Source organism: Paenibacillus selenitireducens (genome assembly GCF_002021565.1).
Lineage (GTDB): Bacteria > Bacillota > Bacilli > Paenibacillales > Paenibacillaceae > Paenibacillus_K > Paenibacillus_K selenitireducens.
The window spans coordinates 252181-276360 of sequence record NZ_MSZX01000001.1 but is presented as its reverse complement, the minus strand read 5'-3'; the positions used below and the strand labels follow the sequence as shown (position 1 = coordinate 276360).

At 44.4% G+C, this 24180-nt stretch carries 24 protein-coding genes; 4 read left to right on the top strand and 20 right to left on the bottom strand.

Annotated elements, in window-relative coordinates; all coding sequences use genetic code 11:
* Positions 1-114: 114 nt before the first annotated feature.
* Together BVG16_RS01245 and BVG16_RS01240 are read right to left on the bottom strand one after the other, a co-directional pair.
* Entirely contained in the window at positions 115-2085 is a 1971-nt protein-coding gene (locus BVG16_RS01245) for an ABC transporter substrate-binding protein (protein WP_078496722.1), read from the bottom strand.
* A 118-nt stretch (positions 2086-2203) separates the two neighbouring features.
* On the bottom strand, positions 2204-3148 hold the full coding sequence (locus BVG16_RS01240) for an SDR family NAD(P)-dependent oxidoreductase (RefSeq protein WP_078496721.1): 945 nt from the start codon (positions 3146-3148) through the stop codon (positions 2204-2206).
* A gap of 41 nt (positions 3149-3189) precedes the next feature.
* Between BVG16_RS01240 and BVG16_RS01235 the strand changes: the two genes are divergently transcribed.
* Positions 3190-3456, top strand: a complete 267-nt coding sequence (locus BVG16_RS01235; protein ID WP_078496720.1) for a hypothetical protein — start codon at positions 3190-3192, stop codon at positions 3454-3456.
* On the opposite strand, the gene BVG16_RS01230 is transcribed toward BVG16_RS01235, so the two are convergent.
* Together BVG16_RS01230 and BVG16_RS01225 are read right to left on the bottom strand one after the other, a co-directional pair.
* Positions 3453-4061: a glycerol-3-phosphate acyltransferase gene (locus BVG16_RS01230; protein WP_332888755.1), complete on the bottom strand. Its 609-nt coding sequence runs from the start codon at positions 4059-4061 to the stop codon at positions 3453-3455. The two genes, BVG16_RS01235 and BVG16_RS01230, sit on opposite strands and share 4 nt — an antisense overlap.
* A complete protein-coding gene (locus BVG16_RS01225; RefSeq protein WP_078496719.1) occupies positions 4058-5155 on the bottom strand; it encodes a glycosyltransferase family 2 protein in 1098 nt (365 codons plus the stop codon). Before BVG16_RS01225 ends, BVG16_RS01230 begins: the two co-directional genes overlap by 4 nt.
* Before the next feature lie 156 nt (positions 5156-5311).
* Here BVG16_RS01225 and guaD point away from each other — a divergent pair, with 156 nt between their 5' ends.
* The gene (guaD, locus tag BVG16_RS01220) at positions 5312-6682 is read left to right on the top strand and encodes a guanine deaminase (protein ID WP_078496718.1); all 1371 of its coding nucleotides are present in this window, start codon (positions 5312-5314) and stop codon (positions 6680-6682) included.
* A 79-nt stretch (positions 6683-6761) separates the two neighbouring features.
* Here guaD and BVG16_RS01215 read toward each other — a convergent pair whose 3' ends face one another.
* From BVG16_RS01215 to lpdA, 13 genes are all read right to left on the bottom strand, one after another.
* A complete protein-coding gene (locus tag BVG16_RS01215; protein WP_078496717.1) occupies positions 6762-7634 on the bottom strand; it encodes a DUF4097 family beta strand repeat-containing protein in 873 nt (290 codons plus the stop codon).
* Between the two features lie 12 nt (positions 7635-7646).
* Positions 7647-8351, bottom strand: a complete 705-nt coding sequence (locus tag BVG16_RS01210) for an ABC transporter permease (protein WP_078496716.1) — start codon at positions 8349-8351, stop codon at positions 7647-7649.
* Positions 8344-9267, bottom strand: a complete 924-nt coding sequence (locus BVG16_RS01205) for an ABC transporter ATP-binding protein (protein ID WP_078497246.1) — start codon at positions 9265-9267, stop codon at positions 8344-8346. Before BVG16_RS01205 ends, BVG16_RS01210 begins: the two co-directional genes overlap by 8 nt.
* 208 nt (positions 9268-9475) lie before the next feature.
* Entirely contained in the window at positions 9476-10240 is a 765-nt protein-coding gene (locus tag BVG16_RS01200; protein WP_078496715.1) for a response regulator transcription factor, read from the bottom strand.
* Positions 10237-11562, bottom strand: a complete 1326-nt coding sequence (locus tag BVG16_RS01195) for a sensor histidine kinase (protein WP_078496714.1) — start codon at positions 11560-11562, stop codon at positions 10237-10239. The genes BVG16_RS01200 and BVG16_RS01195 overlap by 4 nt, the downstream gene beginning before the upstream one ends.
* Positions 11563-11591: 29 nt before the next feature.
* A complete protein-coding gene (locus BVG16_RS01190; protein WP_233146855.1) occupies positions 11592-12443 on the bottom strand; it encodes a DNA alkylation repair protein in 852 nt (283 codons plus the stop codon).
* 73 nt (positions 12444-12516) lie between these two features.
* Positions 12517-13191 carry a Crp/Fnr family transcriptional regulator gene (locus BVG16_RS01185; RefSeq protein ID WP_078496713.1) on the bottom strand — a complete coding sequence of 225 codons (675 nt, stop codon included), beginning with the start codon at positions 13189-13191 and terminating at the stop codon, positions 12517-12519.
* Between the two features lie 549 nt (positions 13192-13740).
* Complete coding sequence (gene mraY, locus BVG16_RS01180) at positions 13741-14694, bottom strand: phospho-N-acetylmuramoyl-pentapeptide-transferase (protein ID WP_078496712.1); 954 nt, start codon at positions 14692-14694, stop codon at positions 13741-13743.
* Between the two features lie 71 nt (positions 14695-14765).
* Complete coding sequence (locus BVG16_RS01175; RefSeq protein WP_078496711.1) at positions 14766-15497, bottom strand: restriction endonuclease; 732 nt, start codon at positions 15495-15497, stop codon at positions 14766-14768.
* Positions 15498-15733: 236 nt separating this feature from the next.
* The gene (locus tag BVG16_RS01170) at positions 15734-16006 is read right to left on the bottom strand and encodes a hypothetical protein (protein WP_078496710.1); all 273 of its coding nucleotides are present in this window, start codon (positions 16004-16006) and stop codon (positions 15734-15736) included.
* Positions 16007-16154: 148 nt separating this feature from the next.
* Positions 16155-17327 (bottom strand): ABC transporter permease, encoded by a 1173-nt coding sequence (locus BVG16_RS01165; protein WP_078496709.1) that lies wholly within the window; start codon positions 17325-17327, stop codon positions 16155-16157.
* Positions 17311-17943, bottom strand: a complete 633-nt coding sequence (locus BVG16_RS01160; RefSeq protein ID WP_078496708.1) for an HlyD family efflux transporter periplasmic adaptor subunit — start codon at positions 17941-17943, stop codon at positions 17311-17313. The genes BVG16_RS01165 and BVG16_RS01160 overlap by 17 nt, the downstream gene beginning before the upstream one ends.
* The gene (gene lpdA, locus BVG16_RS01155; RefSeq protein WP_078496707.1) at positions 17940-19352 is read right to left on the bottom strand and encodes a dihydrolipoyl dehydrogenase; all 1413 of its coding nucleotides are present in this window, start codon (positions 19350-19352) and stop codon (positions 17940-17942) included. The genes BVG16_RS01160 and lpdA overlap by 4 nt, the downstream gene beginning before the upstream one ends.
* A gap of 192 nt (positions 19353-19544) precedes the next feature.
* Between lpdA and BVG16_RS01150 the strand changes: the two genes are divergently transcribed.
* A complete protein-coding gene (locus BVG16_RS01150) occupies positions 19545-20114 on the top strand; it encodes a TetR/AcrR family transcriptional regulator (protein WP_078496706.1) in 570 nt (189 codons plus the stop codon).
* A 48-nt stretch (positions 20115-20162) separates the two neighbouring features.
* Here BVG16_RS01150 and BVG16_RS01145 read toward each other — a convergent pair whose 3' ends face one another.
* On the bottom strand, positions 20163-20834 hold the full coding sequence (locus BVG16_RS01145) for an O-methyltransferase (protein WP_078496705.1): 672 nt from the start codon (positions 20832-20834) through the stop codon (positions 20163-20165).
* A 128-nt stretch (positions 20835-20962) separates the two neighbouring features.
* Between BVG16_RS01145 and BVG16_RS01140 the strand changes: the two genes are divergently transcribed.
* Entirely contained in the window at positions 20963-21859 is an 897-nt protein-coding gene (locus tag BVG16_RS01140) for a LysR family transcriptional regulator (RefSeq protein WP_078496704.1), read from the top strand.
* A gap of 175 nt (positions 21860-22034) precedes the next feature.
* Here BVG16_RS01140 and BVG16_RS01135 read toward each other — a convergent pair whose 3' ends face one another.
* Positions 22035-22661, bottom strand: a complete 627-nt coding sequence (locus tag BVG16_RS01135) for a hypothetical protein (RefSeq protein ID WP_078496703.1) — start codon at positions 22659-22661, stop codon at positions 22035-22037.
* Between the two features lie 87 nt (positions 22662-22748).
* Complete coding sequence (locus BVG16_RS01130; protein ID WP_078496702.1) at positions 22749-24125, bottom strand: MFS transporter; 1377 nt, start codon at positions 24123-24125, stop codon at positions 22749-22751.
* Positions 24126-24180: the final 55 nt, after the last annotated feature.

The window sequence follows — 24180 nt, the reverse complement described above, 5'->3', positions numbered from 1 at the left end:
AATCTCTCTCCTAATTACGCGACTTATCACCCATTATAAATGATAATCATTCTCAATCAAAGGAGGAAGATCATTTCAATTAAAATATGCAGGCTCAACGGAAACCTTTAATTATTATTTCTTTTGCTTCGACAATAAAAGATCAACGATCGTGCTAAGCTGAAGCTCTAAAGAGTAGGGGTCCTCCATCACGAATTCATCATTAAACATATTGCCGTAGATGTAGACCTGATCTTTTTTCGCCGCTGTGGTGGCCTTCCATAATGCGCTTTTTAAGAATCCATCCGTTGCTTCTGGTGATGAGTTGTACACAAATACGTGGTCCCCAAGATAGTCAGGCAAAGACTCCATGGAGATGGAAGCGAATCCTTCTTTCATGTCTAATGCACTTTGGGTTGGCGGAAGCTGCAGCATTTCATAGATTGTCGTGGATCCATAGTTTCCGCCTTTTGCTGCTAAGACATAAACTGATTTCTCTGCGATTTGCACCACGGAAACTGTTTCACCTTCTTTGATAACGCCCTTGATTTGGTCGCGAGCTTTCTCTACTTTCTGTTGATACGCTGCAATCCACTTCTCAGCTTCTTCCTGCTTCCCGAATATCTCGCTGATGCTTCTAAATTTGTCTAGCGGTCCCGCTGTCGACTTTTCTACCCAATAAGGCAATAAGACGGTCGTACCAATTTTCTCATATTGCTCAATATGTTCAGCAACCGATCCAATAATTAAATCGGGCTCCAAATCAACCAGCTTTTCCAAGTTCATCGGGAAATTGTCGCCTAAATCCGCAATGCCCTTCAATGTCTCCTCCGGTATGCCTGATTGCTTAATCCAGCTTTCATTCAGCATAAGGGTCCTGACGCCGACGGGGATAATACCTAGTTTGAGTAAATAGCCCATATATTGATCAGCAGCCACGCGTTTCGGCTCAAGCGGTACTTCCACGTCTCCTCGAGGCGTAGACACCGTTCTCGTTTTCACTTCCGCTGCCGTCTGTTGGCCTTCGGTTGTTTGCTGGTCAGAAGCTTGGTTATTTACGCTCGTATTCGTCTGAGCGAGACTCGAGCAAGCGCTGAGCATGAGCGACAAGCACATGAACACCGTCATGATCGCTACCTTATTTTTGTTAAACATGAATAATTCTCCCCTTACTCTGTATTGATAATGATTTTCAATATCAGTATATCGGTTCGAATTACTTTTAAAAACGGCAATTTCCCGCATGGAATGGGGCAATTCTTGATCCTCTTGCAGATGGGCTTGCACTCTTCTAAACCGAGCCGGAGATATTCCTTTGTATTTTTTAAACGTTCGGCTTAAGGAATGGGCATCCGAGAATCCTACCCTTTCAGCAATTTCCTGCAGGGTGGCGTCTGTCGTCGCAAGAAGCTGGGCCGTCCGATCTACTCGTATCTCCCCCAGATAATAGATTGGGCTCTTATTCATTTTGCTCTTGAATAATCTGGATAGATGTCCTGCACTGCATTCTAGCACTTCTGCAATCGAATCGAGCGTAAGAGGCTCTCTGAAATGCTCGTGTATATAATCTGTAGCCATAGCGGCAAGATCCGCTTTGATCGGCCGTATGCCTTGCTGTTCCAATTGCCAGAGCAGTTCGCAAACAAATTGATAGAATATGGATCGAACCTGCATTTTCCCCCACGCGGATGCTTCCTTCCACTCTAAGTCGAGCCGTTCAACCTTATCGAACAAAGTTAATGGATAGTGGGGGCGGAACGCATATTGGGATTGAAATGGGTTTTCTTCCTCCAATAAACGTACCTTATCTTGGCGGTAAGGCAAACTTAGTGTCGCTTTGTATAAAATCAAGTAATATGCCAGCTCCTCCACGGCCTCAATATGAAGCCACATCCCTTTTCCGCCATGAAAAAGATGGAACCGTTTGACTTCATAAAGTTTATGGTTAAGACAAACCTTCGCATTTCCGCGTACGGTATAGAGGAATGCACTGGCTGGCAACAGATATGCTTGTAACTCCTCCCCATGTTTCATCGTAACGTGCCGGATATCCATCACCTGAATAAACGCATGGTTCCACATATATAGATGATCGTTCAGATTCATTCAACCGCTAAGCCTCCTATTCTGCATCATTTCGTAGTACTGATTATATTCCAATATACTATAATTGATAATGAATATCATTCTTAATTGAATTTTTGGATATAAAAAAACACGCCGATTAAGGCGCGTATTTCGCTAACTCAATGCCTAAATCCCATAAGGTTTCAGCATGTTGGTGATCGTTCGCATATTGAGGGTAACTTCCCGAACCGAAGATGTTCTTCAATTGCTCAATGCCTTTTTCGCTGGTAGATGGCTGGATAATCTCCCTGTTATGGTTGATAAGTCGACCTGTAACATGGCGGAATTCCTCTGAAGTGCAAATATAATAATAGTTATCTGCCATGCCAGAGGGTAACGGATTGGTCAAATTTTGAGCCCATGCGAGCACTCTCCAAAAAGGACTTAGCTTGTCGATCGTTGCTTTCGATAGTTTGACACGATTGATCTGAAGCGCATTAACCTTAATCCCCCGGCCTTTTAATTCCTCCGCCAATCTAAAGGTTAAGATCAATAACGCCATCTTCGAGTCACCGTACATCTTATATGCGCTATAACGTCGCGAGTTCCGGAATTCGCCGCGCAAATTATCGAAGTCAATTTTCCGTTTCGGATCGAAGAAGTTTTTGATATTTGTCGTACAAGCGTGAAGAATTCTAGCGTCTTGCGATTTTTCAAGATGGTCTGCTAATAAATTCGTCATAAATAAAGGTCCAAATACATTCGTCGCAAATGACAACTCGATCTGTTCGGGGCTTAATCGATATTCTTTTTCGCCATGATTTAAATAAGCGGCATTATGTATCAAGATATCGAGTCGCGGGTACTTCTGCTTGAACTCCGCACAAAAACTTCGGATAGACTGAAAAGAAGACACATCCAGTTCCATCAGATCTACGCTCGCATTGTCTGAAGCCTCCGCCACTTCTTGCTGCACGGCTTTACTGATGCGCATGTTACGGCAAGCCATGATCACACGATAGCCTTCCATCGCGAATTTTAGTGCTGCTGCTTTCCCGATCCCTGAATTTGCTCCCGTAATCATCACGATTTTATCCACCATATTGCCCCTCCCAAGTCATATTATAAAAGTATGGGATCCGTATGAAAATCTCTTCTAATCTATTTGGCTGGCGAGAATGGTATAAGCTGCTGAACATCGAAGAGACCTTCATGCCGATTGCCCATACCTTGTCCTCCATTGGCGGATCAACCGTAATCGAATATTCAGACCGCTCCGTCGGCTTATACTTGGATACAGCTTGGACCTATGTTTGCGGGATTAACCCCATAGACTGGATACAGAACTATCCTGACCGCATATGGGCCTGCGATGTGCAGCGGTCCATCAGTTATTTAAAATCTTGTTAGTTGATGTTCTTCTTCAACAACGAGGCCAATTCAATTCGATGGGTATAGACGAGGATTGCGAAGTTTCCAAGCCACACCAGCAGGATCACAGCAGAGAACATTCTTAGATACAAATAGACCGAAAGAAGCAGCATACCGCTTACAACCTGCAAGCCATCTGCCTCGGCGGATTTCGGCTTGTTTTTGTATATCCAGTAACTCACGACCGCCATGAACGCCAAAATCACGGCATATACCAATGAAACCTCAAACCCCGTCAACGCACTCCACACGCCAAAGGTAACCGCAATCGCTTTTCCACCTCTGCCTTTAAGAAACGGCGAAAAAGCATGCCCCGCAATGGGAGCTAGTGCAAGCAGAACGATGAAATAGCCTTGAACATACTCACTTCCGAGCATCCATATGAGCGGTAGATAACCTTTCGCAAAGTCCAGCAAAACACCGGCAATGCCGAATTTATACCCATGAGCCTTCCACAGGTTCAAAGCCCCTGGATTTCCGTCGCCAACGGCCTTTAGATTTTTTTTGCCTGCTAGACCCAACCAATACGAGAACATGAGGGAGCCCGATAAAAAAGCGCATGCAATCAACAACACCATCATCATCGGTTTCGCCTGCCCCCCACTTGGACATACCTTCCCTTCCATCGCACCTGCCCCAGAACAACGACCTGATACAACGAATACAGCATAATAACCAAGAAAAATAAGGAGGCAAACACATGCATCACGGGCATCAGGATTCCAAAAACACCTACATATTTCATAAAATAAAATAATTGAACCATATACATGACATAACCAATGAACAAAGGCAGAGCCCATGAAGTATTCGCCAAAATAAAGGCGGCATCCGACACAAGGAGTCCAAGTACCCAAATGGCAATAGGGACAATCGTCCACGGACTGAGTGTTGAGGTGCTTAAGATCGCCCCTTTGCTAAAGCCTTCGATTTCACTGCGGAGGCCTTGCGGGTACATACGGAACGAAACCATGCCATATCCAATAAAATTAGTGACGGGAATACCCGCTTCTACGAATTTCGATCCGATTAACAAGTCATCCAGCACCTCAGATTTGACGCTTTCATGACCCTTGATTTTTTCATAATCTTCCCGCAAAGCCAATATGCAAGAGCCGTATAGTCCTTTCTTCGGGTTTCCTTTTTCAAAAACCGACATAAACGTAAATATGCCCAGCATGTTCATGACCAGGGCAAGTTTCTCATACAACTTTTCCGTATGATGAAAAGGAACCACCGAAATAACTCCCTTTGATCGTTCCCGTGCTTTGATCAAGGATGCCAACGCATGGGGCGCCAGTCTGATATCCGCATCCAAAAAGGCAAAGAGATCGCCGGTAGCCTGTAAATAGCCACTCCATACCGCCCAGCTCTTCCCTGTCCATCCCTGTGGGAGAGGACTGCCCGCAATTACCTTAACACCCGCGTAGCGCTCTGCAATTTCTCTCGTCCTGTCACTCGAGAAATCATCCACCACAATAATTTCGAAAGGCGGCATGGTTTGCGACATGAGGGAATCGAGCAGATAGGGCAAATTACATTCTTCATTTCTAGCGGGAATGATTACGGACAGTTTCTGTTGACCCGGATCGAGCTCATGATAGAGAGGCAATGTATTTTTTCGGAACAGAACAAATCCAGAGAGACAGCCCGCTAACATTAGAATTAAAATCCACATCTCCTGATCCCCGCCCTTTCTGGTTCTATATATATGAGGGCGTGACATGTATTATATTCGGCCGCATGTTTTAAATTTTGATAATAGACTAAATATTTTAAATCCCCTATAATATCAATATCATTCTACAAAAATACGAACATTAAGGTGTAATTGATGAAAAAATATTCGCAAATTTTCCAAGGAACGGCTTTTTCAGCCAAGTCACCCAAAGAAATACAAATTTTAAAGGATTATCTGTTCTTCATTAATACGAACGGGATGATCGAACAAATCGTTGCTCCGGAAGACGCTGACTATCCAACGTTGTTAGAGGCTTATCAAGACCAAGATAACTTCCACCGTTTAACGGAAGGCCAGTATTTCTTGCCTGGTTTTGTCGATTTGCATGTGCATGCGCCGCAATGGGCACAATCCGGAACGGCTTTAGATATCCCGCTCTATGATTGGTTGAACACATATACATTCCCGCTAGAGTCGAAATTCTCGGATATGAAGTTTGCCCAAGAAGTCTACCAAGATGTCGTTAGCACCCTACTCGCGAACGGAACCACGACAGCCCTTTATTTTGCCACGGTTCATAAAGAAGCAAGTATCTTGCTAGCTGAGATCTGTGCTGAACAAGGACAACGTGGTTTAGTAGGGAAAGTGGTGATGGATCATCCTGAGAATAACCCCGAATATTATCGTGACAGGGATACGCAAACGGCATTAGCGGACACCGAGGAATTTATTATTGCGGTCAAGGAATTAGCAAAATCAACAAAGCAGGGGGTCTACCCCGTCGTCACACCGCGCTTCATTCCAAGCTGTACCGATGAAGGATTACAGGGTCTAGGCGCATTAGCTGCAAAGTATGATACCTATGTGCAGTCGCACTGCAGTGAAAGTGATTGGGCGCATGGCTATGTTCAAGATCGCTTCAACAAAAATGATGCGTTTGCGCTGCATGATTTTGGTCTGCTGCGTGAAAAGTCCGTCATGGCGCATTGCAATTTCATCAATGACGACGATGCCGATTTATTCGTTAAGACAGGCACGGCGGTTTGCCATTGTCCTATCTCGAATGCCTATTTCGCCAACAGCGTGATTCCTATTGCGCATTTGCATGCCAAAGAGGTTGAGATTGGGTTAGGCTCCGACATCTCTGGCGGTTTCTCACCGAGTCTGTTCGATAATGCTAGACAAGCCGTCATCTCCTCCAGAATGCTGGAAGACGGCGTGAATACGACGCTTCCTGCGGAAGAGCGCGGTGTTCCGAATTCGCGCATCACCATTAACGAGGCGTTCTATTTGGCTACAGCCGGAGGCGGCGAAAGCCTTAGCTTGCCGATCGGCCGCTTGGAAGCAGACTACGCATGGGATGCACAAATCATCGATACGACAATAACCTCTGCCAAACTGCCTATCTATCAAGCAGATGAGGATTTACATGATGTCTTCCAGAAGATCATGTATCTGGCGCGACCAGAAAACATCCGCGAAGTTTGGGTACAAGGCAAAAAAGTTCATTCCAGAATGTCATAGTATACACATCAAATTTGGATATTCTTTTACATGGCAAAAGACCTCTTGAGATCACGATCTCAAGGGTCTTTTTTAGTCGTTACTTGATTCCAATGCTCCCTGAATAACTTTTGACATGCAATAAATATGCTCCAGCGCCAATCGTTCCATTAACTTCTTCGTCCGTATTCGTCGTCGTTGCGAGATTCGCCAAGTTAACGGCTATTTCTCCTTTCGCATTTTCCACGGCCACTTTCAAATTGGATGGCGCAGCTTGATATGCTACTTGAATATCGCCTGTTTCGGTCTCCATGTTCATTTCACTTTGCCCATCTACTCCCGTTAGAACGATTTCGCCTGTTTTCGAATACACATTCAGTAAGGAACTCGTCATATTTTTTAAATAGAGATTCGTTCCCTTCGCCACAACGCTAAGTTTATCTATGGAGCTATTGTTTACGGTGAAGTCTCCTGCAATGAAATTAAATACCCCTACATCAGCTTTTACTTCATTAAATTTGACATTACCCGCTTCATTTTCAACGACTATCTTTCGGGTGGCTAACGCTTGAATATGGAGATCCCCTTCCTGATTCACCAATTTAACTTGTTCTATGGTATTGGGGGGAATGCTTACTGTAATGGTTCCTTCTTTCTCAAATGTAAACGCCGAGAAGGCCCCGCCCATTTGTTGATCTTGCTGAATGATTAACTGTTTATCTTGATGCATCACACGAACAGGAGCTTTCTTCTTATTCTTCTGCTTCCCTTGGATGTCTACATGAACTTGATTGTCATTGGATTCCTTCACGACCAGATCCCACGAATCATTCTTGATGTCAATGCTCTGAACTTCTTCCGATGGGATGTCTTCCGTGATTTCTATCTTTTGAGACCCTACTTGCGTAGTCATAAAAAGTACGCCTACCAAAACAACGGCGATACACAGCCCTATCCACTTATTTAATTTCATGATATACCTCTCTTATACATCTATTCTGTCAATTTTACGATACGATAGATAAGCGACGGCTACACCAAACACACAGAACATGATGGGTACGCCGATCCATTGAAACATCGATACAGAACTGCCGCTTCCATCCGACACCATCGCATTTAGCAATGTTCCGATGATCACTGAACTCGTAATGGTTGTGGCCGTAGACTTTTTACGCATGCCAAAAGATAAAGGAATTAGACTTAAACCGGCGGTCATCGCTGAAGCGAGTATGACGGAAGGCATGGTATCCAACAATGCTCCCATCGTTACCGGTGTTTCAAAAAAATGAACGGTCGGATTCAAAGCGATGGTCAATCCTTCAATGATTAAGGTAGACATCAGGACCCAGATGAAACAAAAAATAACGACGATCATTAGCTTGGCTTGAATCACTTTTTTGCGCTGTAAGGGATACGTAAATAGCAATTGCATGGTTTTACTCCGGTATTCTTCAATAACTAATCTCGAAATCAGGATGCCTGAAAATACGACAAAGGTGATGCGAACAAAGATATTAGCTAGTGACATGAAGGCAGCAAAGTCCAAAAACATGGGTTCATTCTGAGCGTTGGACATAAGCGCCATGCCCCCCACCATACCGAAAATAATAAACATGCAAATCACGGCCCGGATCCCATATCCTGCTAGATTGTTTTTCTGCCATTCAATGGTTATAAGTTTAGACATGTTGTCTGCCTCCGTGAATCAGATTTAGGAAGTACTCTTCTAAATTACTTTGTTGCGTGTCCATACGATTGACGACGATGTCATTCAGAACCAGCTCTTTATTAATGACGGATTGCGTTACATCTTGTTGGTAGACCCTAATCGTCTCTAGGTCCATCACCTGATAGTCGTGAATGTGTAATTTTTCTTCCAGCAGCCGTGAAGCTTGCTTCGAATCCGCCACATTTATTTCTAGGTATTCCACGTTTTCTTTTCGGATGTCAGCCATCTTCACTTCCTTCAATAAAGTTCCATGATGGATAATGCCGATCGTATCCGCAATCGATTCAATCTCCGAAACAATGTGGCTGGAGACTAAAATCGTCATGCCGTACTCATTTTTCAGCTTCAGCAGCAGCATCCGAATATCTTTAATGCCCACCGGGTCTAACCCATTAATCGGTTCATCCAAAATCAACAAGGACGGCTTGGTCATCATGGCTCTGGCAATCCCCAATCGTTGCTTCATACCTAACGAAAATTCATGCACTTTTTTATGTTCCACGTCGTTTAAGCCAACGGTTTCTAAGACTTCTTGAATTCGATGTTCCTCTGGATACCCAACGTATTTGCAATGAAGCTTTAAGTTTTGAACGGCAGTCAGACGGTCATAAAAAACGGGGTATTCAATAATGCTGCCGATCTGAGCTAAATATTGATAAGACGATGGCGTCACGAGTTGATTGCTGATCCGAATCTCGCCTGATGTGGGTTTCACCAAATTCAGAATCATCTTCATGATGGTGGTCTTCCCAGCACCATTCGGTCCTAAGAACCCGTAAATCTCCCCTTTTTCAATATGCATGGTGACATTTGACACGATTTCCGTGCCTTTATAGGCTTTGGATAATTGATGGATGTGGATCATTGTTTCCATGGGTTCCATGATTGTTCGCTCCTTATCTGGTCTTGTTCTTGCTGCATTCCTAGCATAAAGCTTTTGTGCTAGATTCCAGATAGCTATATCGCCAACTGTCCTTTAACCTTCATAAACGGTACTTTTTTGAGCCAAAAAAAAGAAGCACCAGCAGCTATGGAAGACATAGCGACTAGCACTTCATATGTAACATGGATACCCTAAATGCTCAGGAACCATCATTCGAAAACTCTTTTCGTCTGAATGCTTCCATTCTTTCAATCGTTTCCTTTTGCAATCTTCTTGACACGGAACAGCTTTCATCATGGTCGAACAAGACAAGCTTGTTCTTTTTATCGATGGATCTAATATTGGCTAAATTCACAACAAAGGCCCGATGGCAACGGAAGAGGCGTTCATCAGATTCCGCAATTTCATGCAATTCGGCATAAAAATCAAGTACTTTAGATGTCGTAATTAATCTTATTTTATGTGCGATATCAATGGTCTCGAAATACAGAATATCTGAAAAAGGAATTTGAAAGCTGGTGTATTTATTCTCAAAAGAAAAAAGGTCGAGACTTACCGGAATGGTTCGGCGCTCATCAGCAATCAACAGACATGCTTCAACTTTTTGAATAAATTCTTCTTCTGGTAAATCCTTTTCAATAAAATCTAGCGCAGCCACCCGATAGGCAAAGGTTTTGGGGGCTAACTCGGAATGTGTGGTGACAAAAACAATCGTGCCATAGGGATCTTTTTTTCGGATCTCCTTCGCGACAGCGAGCCCCGTATGCTTCTCGTTTTTGATCTCTAAGTCTAGAAAATACAATTGATGATTGGCTGCTTGTTCCACTTGTGATATTAAATAATCAGGTTTGGCGGTCGAAATTAGATTTCGGTACCGAATCTGATGCTTTAACGTCAATGCTTTAATGATTCGTTCTAAACGTTGCTGCTGGATAAGGTTATCCTCTAATATAAAAATATTCATTCCCGTTCTCCAGTCTTTCTTAAGATTAGCGTTTGAGAGAATAGATGCGCGTGGGCCTCTGTTTCTAGTGAAGCATATTTATTATCTTTTAAGATTTGCTGTACATTATATAAACCTAGGCCACGTCCCTTGCCTTTAGAAGAGTATCCGCGTTCCTCCAGCCTCCGTAAATTGACTTTCTCTCCATTACTGTTTTCTACTATAATTCGTTGAACTATAGCATCTTCCAATAACACGATCCAAAGCTTGCGTTCCTCCGTCTTCACCGCGGCTTCAATCGCATTATCTAATAAAATGGACAGAACCCGGGTAAACGAAATCAAATCCATCTGAATCGTATGAATCGGTTCTTCGATTTCTAACGTAACATCGATTTTCATTTGTTGCGCCATCATGATTTTAGCTGCCAAAATACTTTTAACCTCGGGGACATGAAGGTTCCGCAGTTTCACAAAGCTGTATTCATTTTTCCGCATCATTTGCCCCGTCGGCTTAACTGTATTTTCATAGACGTGTTTGACCTGATCCCAATCTTCCCTATAAATCCCATCCTCCAGCGTCAATAGAATATTCGCATAGTCATGACGAAAACCTCTAAATTCATCATAGATTTTTTCGAGCTGTGCTGCGTAATCCTTTAATTGCTCGAATTGTTCGCGTTTGACCTTTTCTATTTCCCTTTTTCGAATATGATTGTACTGAAACTGCATATATACCAAAGCTATAATGAATAGCAGCCACATGCCTAAAATTATTGTGCGATGGTAGGAACTATATTCCCCCGTTTGATTGCCAATAGATAGAATCGGATAGACCGAAGCGATAATGATTATGAATAGCACAATCACTGGAAAAAGAATGACTTTGCTGGATTCCTGTAGGAGATCCTTGTTAAGCTGCGGCACATAGTGACGCACAACGCGAAGCCCGATTTCATTCATAATAGGCGGTGCCATCGCCGTAAAAAGATACGGAAGATATTCAAGATTCGCAGATGATTGTCTAAAGATGAAGTGTACAAGCCAGGCAATTGGATCTGCTGCAATATACCCTAAAAAAGAATTCATGACCAAAGCGTAGGCGCCGTAAAACACACCTAAAGCGGTCAACGTCATATGATTTTTGTAATAGGATATGCCCATAAAACAACCCAAAAGCGTGACGGCCCCCCATACCCCGATAAAATAGGTGGAAACCCAGCCAATCGATAAAAATGACACTAACCACATCGTTATTTCTTTGATGGTAAATCGATAGCGTGAAATAGATTGAAAAATAAAAAAGAAACTGCATATTTGAATCGCCATAATGAGATAAAACATACTTTACACCACCAGAATCCTGTCACTTCTTATTTCGGTTTATTCACCAAGCTTCGTTGGGCCTTCGTCACGATTCGTTGCGTCTCCTTGGTAGCCGAAGCCTTCAGCCACTGATCACAAGTCTGAATAACCCATTCCGGATTCGTCTTACTCGCATCATTTAACCAATTCCCTACAGAGTCCTGAACATATTTGGCCGGGTCGGACTTCACGACTTCGAGCAGCGAAAGCGCCATGCCTGGATTTGCTTTTAACTCGTGTATATGTTTAGCCCAAACCCCTTGTGGACGCGTCGATTCAATCGCAAACCTCCGAATATTCGTATCTTGATCATGCACCCAATCGGTCATAAGCGCTATCGATTTCTCCAATTCCTTCGAGATCGATTCCCTCAACGCCATCCATGAAATCTCGCGCACGCCAAAATGAGCATCTGCAGCGAACGGACGAATACCTGTCAATTTCGCTTCAATGCTTAATCGTTCATCCAGCCCAATCACATAAGCCGCCCAACAGCGAACGCTATCTGAATGGTGGACAGCCAAAGAATCGAAGATCTGGGTGCTTTCCTGTGGAGACATTCGATCGAACAAGCCAAGCCACTCGCGCGCGATCGCAGGAATGATTTTCATAATCTTCGTTTCATTCGTAAGATGAAGCCGCTGTATCATGGGATTCACCTCTTGGTGCAATCCAAATTCCACGAGAATATGCTGCAGCAGAGTTATATGGTCAACTGCCAGCCATTCGGTCAAATTCACCGTCTGAAGTTGTCCTTTTTGCAGCAGACTCATGACTTCACTCGGAATATCCGCTACTTTCCTAGCACCTTTTCTCGACAGAATCGCGTCAGAAACCGAAAGCTCCTGTTTATCATTCATGGATCTCTTCCTCATTTTCATATGTTTTATATATAGGGTACTTCTTTCCCATCAAGAAAAGATGTAGGGTGGATTACAACTTTGCAAGTTGATCTCGATGAAGATAGACCGTTTTAAATCCCGTTTGAATGACTTTCTCTTTCACGAGCTCTTGCAAGGCGACAGTCACTGCTTCTCGGGTTGCCCCGACTAGATTGGCGATTTCTTGATGTGAAAGCGCGTAATTCAATCGGTAATAGTCCTCATCACTTGTATATCCAAATTGATCAGACAGCTTCCTTAACACATATAAAATTTTTTCATGTAGATTTCCAAGCGCCAGATTTTGCGTTAAATGACTCATCCCGTTAATGCGATCACTCAATACTTTCATTAAATTCATCATAAATCGAGGCCGCTGCATAATAAAACTTTCAAATCTATCCTTGTTCATCAAGCAAATATGGCTATCTTCGATCGTTTCAATATAATGATCCCGTGTGCCGAGTGAAATCATATTCATCTCACCAAACACATTTCCTTCACAAAGGATGTCCGATGTGAATTGTTTCCCTTCTGCATTCAGCTTAAACAAACGCACCTTCCCTTGTTTCACAAAGTAAAGACCTTCCTTAAAGGAATCAGGCGTTTGAATATATGTATTTTTCGGCATGATGGTGATGGAAGTTAATTGATCCATTTCGATTAAATCTTCTATAGATAACGACTTTAATAGATTAAATTGAGATAAGTATTGAATGTTATCCATGTCTCCCCCTTGTTAGCCGTGCCATATTATTCATTATACATGACAGAAATTTGAGAAAAACATGAAAAAACCGTCAGGGGGTCACTCGACGGTCCTTTATTCTGTGAACCTATACGTTTATGGATAGGAGGGATGGATTGGTGTTTCAGTTTCAGCTGTCGTAGATACGAAATTTTGACAAATTAAATAAGCTCTTTGTGCATAACGGACATGAGAGACCTTATTGTTTGCTATGCTCATAGATTAGCCGTTATTGCGGACCTAGATGCCCTTATTCCATTCGAATCATGAGTATATAGCTTAGGTTTGGCATGATAAGAGCTGCTGTGTCCGTTCACCCTGCATTTTGAGTGCTTTTGGCATAAATAAGGTCTCCTGTGTCCGTTCATTTCGCTCCGTTCCCTGCACCCTAATTTGATTTCGGCAATCTCTCGAAAAGTTATATATTTTATTGTGGTAAAAAAGAACCACGGAAGCTTGATGCCTCAGTGGTCTTACTCGTTGCAGCCAGATACGCGTGAAAAGCTCATTCACCATAATGTTATCGCGTTATAATAGGTACTTCCAAATCACCCAAGAAATGAATACGGATAACCAAGAGATAAATCCGAAAATCATCACGATTTTATTCTCGCTCCAGCCATATTTGAGACTAAAGTGATAATGAATCGGAGCCATTCGAAAGATTCTTATTTTGGTTTTCTTATAAAACCAGACTTGTAGGATGACAGATAATTGCTCTGCTATATAGACGGAAAATAGAATCGGGATCAAGATCTCAACCTTTTCAATGACAGCCAAGAAGGTGAGAGAACCCCCAAGGGCTAAGGAACCCGTATCGCCCATAAAAGCTTTTGCCGGATAGATATTGTAGATAAATAACCCTAATAAGCATCCAATCATCACTAATGAAAATGTCTTTACTTCTATTCGTTCCGAAATCACAAAGAAGAAAAAGAACGTCGGTATTGCCACGTTAATCAGGAGGCCGTCCAGTCCATCTGTAAAATTAATAGCGTTGGCTGATCCTACAATAAATAACATCATGATGATTAGATATACGATGATTGGAAGGTGGAACGTAACGCCTTTCAACAGGGTAATATCTGAACTTAAGTTGAATTGGTATAGCAATACGAATAATAATGCGCCTGTAAAAACAAATTGAAAGATCAGCTTCGTTTTACCAGATATGCCAGAGGGATCTTGAAAAGCAGCCTTTTTAAAATCGTCCATGAAACCTACGAAGCTAAATAACACAAACGCTGCTCCAAGGAAGAGTACGAGTGGCTTTGGATGGAAGTATGTTGAAGTGATTACCCCGATAAGCAGGATTATACCCGCCATCAGTGGAGTACCGCGTTTGGCTTGATGGTCTGGGGGCAATTCTATCCTGATCGGCTGCGTTAACTTCAAGCTACGTAATCCCCATATTAAAATTGGCGTTAGCATCGTAACCAGTAGAAACGAAATACCTAATGCGCGAAGTAATGAAGTCTCCATGGATTGATTCTCCCTTAACAATATCGTTCCGTTCATTATACTTCCCGTAGGTGGACAAATATTCCGATGTTTTAGGTGAACTCGACTTGCTGCGTATGGCGACATTTGGGAAAACTTCTACATCCGTAGAATTGACCTCGAGACCCGCTACGAAGGACTAGATTAGCGCCACACCTCGGACAAGGAATCTCTCGTGTCGGATGATCTTCAATGACTTCGCTTGCCACGGGTGCCGTTCCTGGATTTAGCGCCAATATCATTTCAATAAGCTCCTCACGGTGTATGAGACGGACTTTATTCGATTTCGCTAAATCATATGCAGCTGCAGTATAATCACTGTTCGATATGACCCATGCTTCAGATGCTGCGTAATAAGCGATGGACGCTTGTGCTTCTTGCACCGCTTTGATGCCTACGTTCTTACTGTATCGCTTGGCCTGAACAACAATCTTTTTGCCTTCCTTTTGAAGGATCAGATCCGCGCCATAATCTCCTATCGTTTTCGTCACTTCCGTTTTATATCCGTGTGCTTGAAATAAATATCCAAGATATTTCTCAAATTGCACGCCGTCCATGTTATCGATGTCAGCAATGCCAGATCGTTTCAAACGCTCTGCCTTCTTCACCCCTATACGGATCATAACCCCAATATACACACTGACCGACAAGAGGCATACGATCACAGATGCTGTCAAAGAGTCTGTAAAATAAAACGTACCAAAAATGGATCCTAGTACAATGAGGCCTAATAAACTTTGAATGAATTCTTCCTGTTGCTTTGCTTTACTTTTTCTTCTCGCCAAAAGATAACCCCCTAACCATTTGTATTAAATTTCGACAATTGGATTTATTTTCCTGCGTAATCATGTAAATAAAGCGAAATATCCCCTAAGCCTAAAAAAAAGACCCCTTCTAAGAAAAGGGTCACAAGTCAGGACTTAATTCATACCTCCTGTACCAACCATTCGTTGATACGAAGGATGAACAGCATCAAATACCGTTCGACTTGCTCCTCGCATATCGCCATATCACCAAGAAATCAGTTCACCCACTGCTCAGACCAATAGGCCTTCATAAAATCAAGGAGACCCTCCAATACTTGAATCCCTTGCTCCTCAGCTTCCCTCGCAGCACGCAGCAGTTCAACCGCACGATTGGCTGCCGTTGGTTCGTCTGGCTGTCCACCTTGTGGAAAAGGGAACATCTCACGCATTTCGACCAGTGCAGCTGCCGTTTTCTTGAAATGCGCTGCCGCTTCGGAAGCCAATCTACGCACGGTTCGTTCAACCACGATTGCACCGTTCCAATGCATGGTTAGCTCGCACAAAAATTGTACGGCAAACTCGCGCGCGTCACTGACGACGGCTATATTATAAGCATTGCCAAAAGGATCTGAACTTCGCCGCCCAATGCTCCAAGAAAAAACGCAACCTTTTCAGGTTGCGTTGAACTGCTTATACTTAATTACTGACCGATAAGACGTCCGAATTTACTAGCTTCTCCTGGGAAAAATTCGCTTTACGCGCTTCTCGTACCATCAGTAATCCGATGATCAAAGACACAACGCCAATGATAATTAGAAGTGCCCCCATCTCCCGACCGTAGGCTGTCAGACCTCCACTCCGAAATGCCATTCCTCTTAGAAGTCGGTTCAGCCAGTTCATCGGCAGCGGCCATGCCATGATTTGAAAAAATAACGGAAACGCAAGCGGAGTCAACTGAATTCCCGTGGCGAGAAATGACGGGTACAATACAAAGCTGGTTCGCAGACTTACCTTCGATGAATCTTTGGCAGAATAACCAATCAGCATCCCCATGAGGGACAAGGCAAATGTATAAATGAGCAATGGAATCACAAAAAGATAAGGCTCCGCTTCAAACCGCATATTTCCCACTTGCTTGAGCAAACCATAACATAGAAGTAGCGAGATCGCGCTCAGAACAGCATAAGGTACACTGCGAATCCAGAACTGTGCAGGCGATGCGCCCTTTGCTAACAGCTTCCCCTCCTGTCTTAGACGCGGTGCAATCGATCCCGCCGCAGTCGTGGTTATCATTAACACGACGATGTTAACAAATCCTAGCACCATGAAGCCAACATAGCTCGTGGTCGGATTAAACAGCATGCGCTGTTGAAGGGATAACGGAGATACCAGCCCTTTCGATGTTTCAGCATCCATTCCGCTCTGAGCCAGACGGGTCATGGAAAGCGTTATATTTTCCGTGGTGATGATCTCTTGAATTGCGGTTCGGATCCCGGTTAGTCCTGAGGGCATCGTGTTATCCATTAAAATCCCAATGTTCGAGGATAAACCCTGCAGCCGACGCAGCTCCAATTGGTTCGGAAGCATGATGACCGCTACAGCTTGCTCGTTGGCCAGCAAGGCCTCGGGATCCATGCGGCTCGCGAATACATTCACGACATGCATATATTGGGACGCATTCAGTTCCGAAATCAGTTCCCGGGAATAAGCGCTGTGGTCCTCGTCAATCACAACCACCGGCGATTTGTTGATTTGGTTATGTGAGAACATCAAACCGAAAAACAATACCGCAACAAGCGGACCGATAAAGATACCCTTAAGAAATTTGCTGGCCTTTACGTATTTCCACTCCTCAATCAGCGAGTTCATCAAGGTTCACCTCCGCTGTCATACCCGGAAGCAGATCTGAACTTGCATCTACAGATATTCGGACAAGGAACATGCTTAAATCGGCTTGCCCTCTCTCCCGTGACATACGGAGGCTGGCAAATTGCGGAGCGGCTGCAACCGAAGCGACAACACCATTGACTTGGTCAGGACGATCCAGATACGGAAAATGAACTTTAACGCTTTGATGGACCGCAAGTTTCTGAATTTCACCTTCTTGGATATAGAGGTCCGTGTAATAGGCTGACTTTTGCACAATCGCAACCGGCACCCCTTGCGCAATCTGATCCCCCGGCTTTACAACGATTTTGCTAATCTGTCCCGTGTCCGGCGCAAGCACATCCGCTTCGGCTCCTTCAGCGGGTTTCACCTTGATTAGAACCTCTCCCTTTTGAACAGCATCGCCAATTCCTTTGTTGACCAGAACGACCGTCCCGGGGCTTTTGTCATACATGATGGTCTTCTGTTCTGCCTCGAGGATACCTTGTTTACGGCTCTCAGCTTGGCTGACTGCATCTTTCCCTTTCGCAATCAGAAGCGATCCTCCTGCAATAAGAATCACCGACATGCCAATATACACACCCATTTTGAATTTCATTGTGCTAACTCTCCCTCTCTCCGAGCGTTTCCAAGCATCATTTTCCGAACGGCGTTCTCAGCAGCCTCCATGATCACTTCTCCCAATGTAGGATGGGGATGGATGGTCATCGCCAAATCCTCTACGGTCGCTCCCATCTCGATCGCTAAGGCAAGCTCGGATATAAGGGAGGATGCCTCGACGCCTACAATCTGCGCACCTACTACGATGCCTGATGCCTGATCCGCGATGATTTTGACAAAACCTTCCGCTGACTGCAGCGCCAATGCTCTGCCGTTAATCCCGAATGCGGATTTGCCAATGACAACTGGAATGGCTTTTGCCTTGGCTTCTGTCTCACTGAGGCCAACGCTAGCCAATTCCGGCTCAGAAAAAACGACAAGCGGGATCGCTTTGTAATCCACGACAGAAGGTTGACCTGCAATGGCTTCGGCTGCAACCTTCGCTTCATAGGAAGCTTTATGGGCAAGCGCCGGACCCGACGTAATATCTCCAATCGCGTAAATATGAGAGATACTCGTGCGGCACTGTTCGTCTGTTTCGATCAGCCCCCTGCTCGTTACTTGCAAGCCGATCCGCTCCAGACCTAAGCTTCCATCTGTATTCGGTTTTCTTCCGACAGTCACTAATGCATACTCCGCTCGTACAAATTGTTGTTCTTGATTTTTCAAATAGTGGAGTATAAGCGTATCTTCATCCTGTTCCGCTTTGACCGCTGTGGCTCCTGTGATGATGGTGACGCCATCCGCGTTCAACTGCCGAATAACAGGAGCCGCAAGCTCCGCCTCAAACCCCGGCAGCACTTGTCCTCCTCCCTCCAGGATCGTCACCTTCGTGCCGAATTTGGCATACATTTGCCCCAGCTCAACGCCGATATATCCACCACCGATAATTAACAAGCTCGTTGGGATCTCTGACAGCGACAGCGCTTCTGTCGAGGATAAGATACGTCCACCAAACGGAAATGCCTGCAGTTCAATTGGACGAGAACCCGTTGCCAGGATTGCATTTTTGAACGAAATCATTTGTTCTGTCCCTTGTTGTTCTATCTTCGCTGTATGCTCATCAACCAAGCCTGCTTCGCCTTCCAGAATCGTTACCCCAGCCGCTTTTAGCAGATAATGAACGCCGCCAGCTTGCTTGTTCACGACCAATTGCTTGAAAGCCTGAGCCTCCTCGAAGGAACCCGAGGTGACCCCCTTATTCCACTGACGAAGCAATTGATAACGATGTGCTTCTGCAATCAATGCTTTGGATGGAATGCAGCCCACATGGGTGCAGACACCACCAAGCTGACCACGTTCAACGATTGCCGTCTTCATTCCAAGCTGAGCGGATCGCAGCGCTGCCACATAACCTCCCGGACCTGATCCAATAACCAGTGTATCTACTGTTTCCAGATGATTCATACCTAGTACCTCCTAAAATCACTTTTAAAATATGATGACCGTAATATATTATAATCATCATATTTTAAAACCGTCAATAGCTCAGACCATTCACTTGCCTGGAACATAACGGTTGCACGAGGGAAATTGACACGCTTAATTATGATAACTATAATATTTTAAAGACGTATTATGAGTAACGGAGTGATTGTGATGCCTTATCCTGAAGGCCATAAGATAAAAGTTCGAGGCAGGATCATTGAAAGTGCTGCCCAAGCTTTCCGTATGAATGGGATTCGCGACATCAGCGTTCCTGTCATTATGAAAGGAGCAGGTCTAACCCATGGTGGGTTCTATTCACATTTTGACAACAAAGAACAGCTGGTCGCCGAAGCCTGCCAGTATGCTATAAGCGATACGATTGCACTTCTGCAAGAAGCCGCTAACCAGGAGAAGCAAGAACCCAAAATCAACGCGGTCATCCATTATTATCTCAGCCAGCAGCACCGTGACAGAACAGAGATGGGCTGCATTCTCCCTGCCCTTTCCAGTGAAATATCCCGATCCTCGGAGGAGGTTCGGAACATCTTCACCCAAGAGGTAGAGCGTATGATTGATTTTCTCGCCGATCTGGCGGAAGTCGATAAATCTACAGCCAGTGCCTTGCTCAGCTCCATGGTTGGAACGCTATTGCTGGCACGATCTGTTAGTGATTCCACGCTAAGCGACAACCTCCTCACGGCAGGGAAGCAGCATGCCAAAGAGCTGATTAAGACTTCATAAACGAAAAAAAGCAGCCTCATCACGGCTGCTTTTTTCACTTGCTCGTATTTATCCCCGCACGATCCCGATGGCGAATCCATCATACCCTTTGCTGCCGACCGTCTGAATCGCTGTCGCGTCGATGCTCGGCTCCGCCGCCAGCATATCGTAAAAGGCTCTGACGCCATGAATGCGGGGATCGGTACTGTGCACGTCAACCACCTCGCCGGCGCGTACGACATTATCGCCAATAATAACCGTGCCAGGGCGGGAGAACTGCAATGCCCATTTGAGGTAATGCGGATTGTTCGGTTTATCCGCATCGATGAAGATCAAATCGAATGGTTCGGTATTCTCTTGTTCTAGCTTCGCCAATTGATCCAGCGCATTTCCCACGCGAAGCTCAATGCGATGATCCACCCCCGCATGGACGAAATTCGCTTGCGCCACCTCAGCATGCCGCGGCTCCAATTCTAGCGTCACCAAATGTCCATCCGCAGGCAGCGCTCTAGCCATCCAAATCGTGCTGTATCCCCCTAACGTACCGATTTCCAGAACACGTTTGGCCTGCTTCATTTGAACCCAAATGTTCAATAATTTCCCTTGGTTCGGTGCTACATCAATTGGAGGCAGTCCTGCTTGTTTATTCGCAAGCAATACCTCTTCAAGAACAGAATCATAGGGAATGAGACACTCCGTAATATACTGATCGACTATCTCCCACGTATTCGATTGACGCATGGCGATCACGCTCCTCGTTATTATTAACTTCAGGTTTTATTGTAAATGAATTAAAATGATAAATATAATATATGTTTTAGCGATACTTATATAATAATTATATAATTTTAGCGATAGGAGACTTGGGTATGAATCTGCATGCATTACGATTGTTTCATGTGATCGCCTCAACAGGAAGTGTAACGCGGACTTCAGAAATATTAAATATAAGTCAACCATCTATTACGGCGCAGGTTAAAAAATTCGAAAAAGAACTATCCATCTCCCTGCTTAAACCTCAAGGAAGAGGGATTGCTCTGACGGAAGCCGGTAAAAAAATGGCTCTGCTCGCAAAGAGACTTTTTGCCGTTGAACAGCAAATCGAACAATTTTCGCAGGACTACCAGAATGGCACTAACGGACATATTCGATTAGCCGCGACGTATTTGCCTGCACATTTTCTGATACCCACGTGGATTGCAAAGTTTAAGCAGCAATATGAACAAGTCGAAATGACAATTACCACAACCAATTCAAATGATGCGCTGAAGCAGCTTTTGAATGTGGATGTCGATTTAGCGATTTATGGAGGTTTACCGGAAGAATATCCGGATACGATTCAGACCGAGGAGTTGTTTCAAGATGAGCTATGGTTTGTCGTTGCGCCGAATCACCGATGTGCAAACCAGCATGTTTCGCTGCTCGAAATGATGAGGGAACCTTTTGTCATGCGAGAAAAAGGGAGTTCGACACGTGAAAGATTACTCGCGTTATGTCGAACATACAGCACGCCAGCGCCCAGAATCACATTGCAATTCAATGGATTGCACGAGGCGATCACAGCGGTTATTGCAGGTTATGGAGCAAACTTCGTGTCTTCGTTAGTTGTACGCGATTATGTCGAGCGCGGTGAGTTATGCCGAGTGTATGTTGACGGCATCCATCTTCAAAATACGATTGCCATCTGTACACGTAAAGACGAAGAGCTGTCAGCTGCTGCAAAAAACCTGATTCAGATGATTCGGCAGAATCCATATACGAAATAGACCGTGCGGTCAGAAATGAGATCACTAGAGTAAGGAACAATGGATAACAAAATGATGGATGGATTCTAGAAAAGCCGAGAAATGTTCGAATCGTTACTTGAGGGGTACTTCGAGGAATCTTAATCGATAGCAAGAAAAAAAGCCTTGTGGGACAAGGCTTCTTGTGATCTCCTTATTACGTAAGACCATGTTCTTCCTGAATTTTGTATAACCCTTGAAGAATCAAATCGGCAGGATCCCGATTCAACAGTAACTGCATCAGCAAAAAGTGGACAGGAAATGCGCAGGTGTTATTCCCTTCGCTGATCACTGGAAATCCCGCCTCAAACACGGGACCATGCTCTTCATTCCAATCCAAACCTGCATGAACTTGCTCAGGAAACTCTTCTTGAACCGTCGCAATACACTGCGGGATGAGCACTTGATCAATGAGTGCCTTGGCTTCTTCTTCGTTCTCTGGAGATTTCGGCAGCAATTTACCACCCTTGTTCTTCATCAACTCCACGAAAAAGGATGCCATCCATTCCTCCGGTTTATTGGCCGATTGGAACTTCTCGATCAATTCGCGAAGGAAAAATCCGCATACATATCCGCTATCCGAATCATCTTTCACTTGATAAATAAAAATAGGGCCGTAAACTTCGTGGTTCAACACCTGTCCTTGGACATCATTGTAGTATCTTTCCAAAGCAACGAGACCATTATGATGTACAGCTTGAATCAGTTCAGTCCATTTCTCTTCTGAAACGGTTTCTTCATTGCTGCTGTTCGATGTTTCATTGTTCATAGTTTCATTTGTCATTTTCTTCACCCATTGTTCATCATATCATTCGATGACTTGGAGCGTCTAGTCCGCCGCAACGAAACTCTACCACCAACAATATCCTTTCTAATCGCTCCTCTCTGCAATACGGAAAGACACGATAAAGCTCAAAAGGACGAAAAGCAACTGAGTACATAAGGCCAACATTATCCCCGTAAAGATACCTCCGTTAAAATGTTCGCTTACAGCAATCAATGCTCCGCCTATTCCGATGCTTAATCCCGGACAAAAAGCGTCAACAAATTGAAGATAGGCGGAAATTTCGCCTTCCTCGCCTGGCTTAGCATGTTTCAGCGCAATGGCTCCAGTGGTCGGGTTTGCCAAGCCAATGCCGAAGCCCGTAAATATTTGTGAAATCACGGCAAATACTACTCCGCCGCTCTCAAACCTTACAGCCGTAATGACCAGCGAAACCCCCACGATCATGAACCCGATACCGATTATAATCCGTCTTTTTCTACCACGACCGCGATCCCTCTCGTCCAGTTTAGATTGCAGCCAAGCTGCCGTGGACCAGCTTAAGGCACCCGCAGCGACAATCAACCCGGCAAGGTCTGCTGACAATCCTCTCACTTTCGTTAATGCCAATACAACGTAGCTTTCGGTAGCAACGTAGCACGCAACATACAACCCCCTTGATACGATCGTTGCCGGAAGCCCTTTCTTGACGATGAACGTGCCTTCGGGGAGCAGCTTTTGCAGAGGCCAGACCATGATGATCAACCCTAAACATGAAAGTACAATACCTTTCCAATCGGATATATACCCCAATCCGGACAGCAGCAGCCCCGTGCCTATCGTTAGCATTATAGCGTAGCCTTCTTTACGACTACTTTTTCTAACCGGCATGTTATCCGCTTGCAGCTTGCGAAATGAAGGAAGCGTCAGGAATACGGCCAATCCGATCAATGGCAATACAAGCCAGAACACGAATCTCCACGATACATATTCCGCCAGCAACCCAGCAATATAAGGCCCGATCAAAGCAGGCAAAATATAAGCGCTAGAGAAAGCAGCCAAAATTTTCGTTCTAAGTGCATCGGGATAGCTTAATGTAATACTGTAGTATACACATGTTACAATCGCCCCAGCGCCAAAACCTTGGAACACTCTTCCCCCGATGATCATCGACATATTCATGGAGGTAGCCGCTATCACAATACCTACCACAAAAATAACAATAGACCAGGAAAATGAACGATACACGCCTATTTTGCCGATTTGCTGGCCGACGACCATCGTGCCTAATATTTGCGACAACAGAAAGGCGCTAAATATCCAGCCATATAAGTGAATACCGTCTAGATGCTGTGCCAGATTGGGAGCAATCGTTGTTATAGCTAAACCCTCGAACGCTACGGTACTAACAGCCAAAATGATGCCGATTGTCAAAGCTCTATAACGGACGTCAAAAATTCCTGTTTTGCTTTCACTCTTTTCCATGCTCGCACCTCTCCATTTACTTGCCAAAGCGGTAGTTGTCTTGACAAGTATATAA

What these genes read in the sequence shown, in the direction of transcription:
- BVG16_RS01200 (WP_078496715.1), bottom strand. Translation starts at nt 10,240, where the DNA reads ATGAATATTTTTATATTAGAGGATAACCTTATCCAGCAGCAACGTTTA.
- BVG16_RS01185 (WP_078496713.1), bottom strand. Translation starts at nt 13,191, where the DNA reads ATGGATAACATTCAATACTTATCTCAATTTAATCTATTAAAGTCGTTA.
- mraY (WP_078496712.1), bottom strand. Translation starts at nt 14,694, where the DNA reads ATGGAGACTTCATTACTTCGCGCATTAGGTATTTCGTTTCTACTGGTT.
- BVG16_RS01145 (WP_078496705.1), bottom strand. Translation starts at nt 20,834, where the DNA reads ATGCGTCAATCGAATACGTGGGAGATAGTCGATCAGTATATTACGGAG.
- BVG16_RS01240 (WP_078496721.1), bottom strand. Translation starts at nt 3,148, where the DNA reads ATGGTGGATAAAATCGTGATGATTACGGGAGCAAATTCAGGGATCGGG.
- BVG16_RS01150 (WP_078496706.1), top strand. Translation starts at nt 19,545, where the DNA reads ATGCCTTATCCTGAAGGCCATAAGATAAAAGTTCGAGGCAGGATCATT.
- BVG16_RS01165 (WP_078496709.1), bottom strand. Translation starts at nt 17,327, where the DNA reads ATGAACTCGCTGATTGAGGAGTGGAAATACGTAAAGGCCAGCAAATTT.
- BVG16_RS01215 (WP_078496717.1), bottom strand. Translation starts at nt 7,634, where the DNA reads ATGAAATTAAATAAGTGGATAGGGCTGTGTATCGCCGTTGTTTTGGTA.
- guaD (WP_078496718.1), top strand. Translation starts at nt 5,312, where the DNA reads ATGAAAAAATATTCGCAAATTTTCCAAGGAACGGCTTTTTCAGCCAAG.
- BVG16_RS01245 (WP_078496722.1), bottom strand. Translation starts at nt 2,085, where the DNA reads ATGAATCTGAACGATCATCTATATATGTGGAACCATGCGTTTATTCAG.
- BVG16_RS01140 (WP_078496704.1), top strand. Translation starts at nt 20,963, where the DNA reads ATGAATCTGCATGCATTACGATTGTTTCATGTGATCGCCTCAACAGGA.
- BVG16_RS01190 (WP_233146855.1), bottom strand. Translation starts at nt 12,443, where the DNA reads ATGAATGATAAACAGGAGCTTTCGGTTTCTGACGCGATTCTGTCGAGA.
- BVG16_RS01230 (WP_332888755.1), bottom strand. Translation starts at nt 4,061, where the DNA reads ATGATGATGGTGTTGTTGATTGCATGCGCTTTTTTATCGGGCTCCCTC.
- BVG16_RS01195 (WP_078496714.1), bottom strand. Translation starts at nt 11,562, where the DNA reads ATGTTTTATCTCATTATGGCGATTCAAATATGCAGTTTCTTTTTTATT.
- BVG16_RS01135 (WP_078496703.1), bottom strand. Translation starts at nt 22,661, where the DNA reads ATGACAAATGAAACTATGAACAATGAAACATCGAACAGCAGCAATGAA.
- BVG16_RS01170 (WP_078496710.1), bottom strand. Translation starts at nt 16,006, where the DNA reads ATGCATTGGAACGGTGCAATCGTGGTTGAACGAACCGTGCGTAGATTG.
- BVG16_RS01210 (WP_078496716.1), bottom strand. Translation starts at nt 8,351, where the DNA reads ATGTCTAAACTTATAACCATTGAATGGCAGAAAAACAATCTAGCAGGA.
- BVG16_RS01205 (WP_078497246.1), bottom strand. Translation starts at nt 9,267, where the DNA reads ATGGAAACAATGATCCACATCCATCAATTATCCAAAGCCTATAAAGGC.
- BVG16_RS01225 (WP_078496719.1), bottom strand. Translation starts at nt 5,155, where the DNA reads ATGTGGATTTTAATTCTAATGTTAGCGGGCTGTCTCTCTGGATTTGTT.
- BVG16_RS01130 (WP_078496702.1), bottom strand. Translation starts at nt 24,125, where the DNA reads ATGGAAAAGAGTGAAAGCAAAACAGGAATTTTTGACGTCCGTTATAGA.
- lpdA (WP_078496707.1), bottom strand. Translation starts at nt 19,352, where the DNA reads ATGAATCATCTGGAAACAGTAGATACACTGGTTATTGGATCAGGTCCG.
- BVG16_RS01235 (WP_078496720.1), top strand. Translation starts at nt 3,190, where the DNA reads ATGAAAATCTCTTCTAATCTATTTGGCTGGCGAGAATGGTATAAGCTG.
- BVG16_RS01160 (WP_078496708.1), bottom strand. Translation starts at nt 17,943, where the DNA reads ATGAAATTCAAAATGGGTGTGTATATTGGCATGTCGGTGATTCTTATT.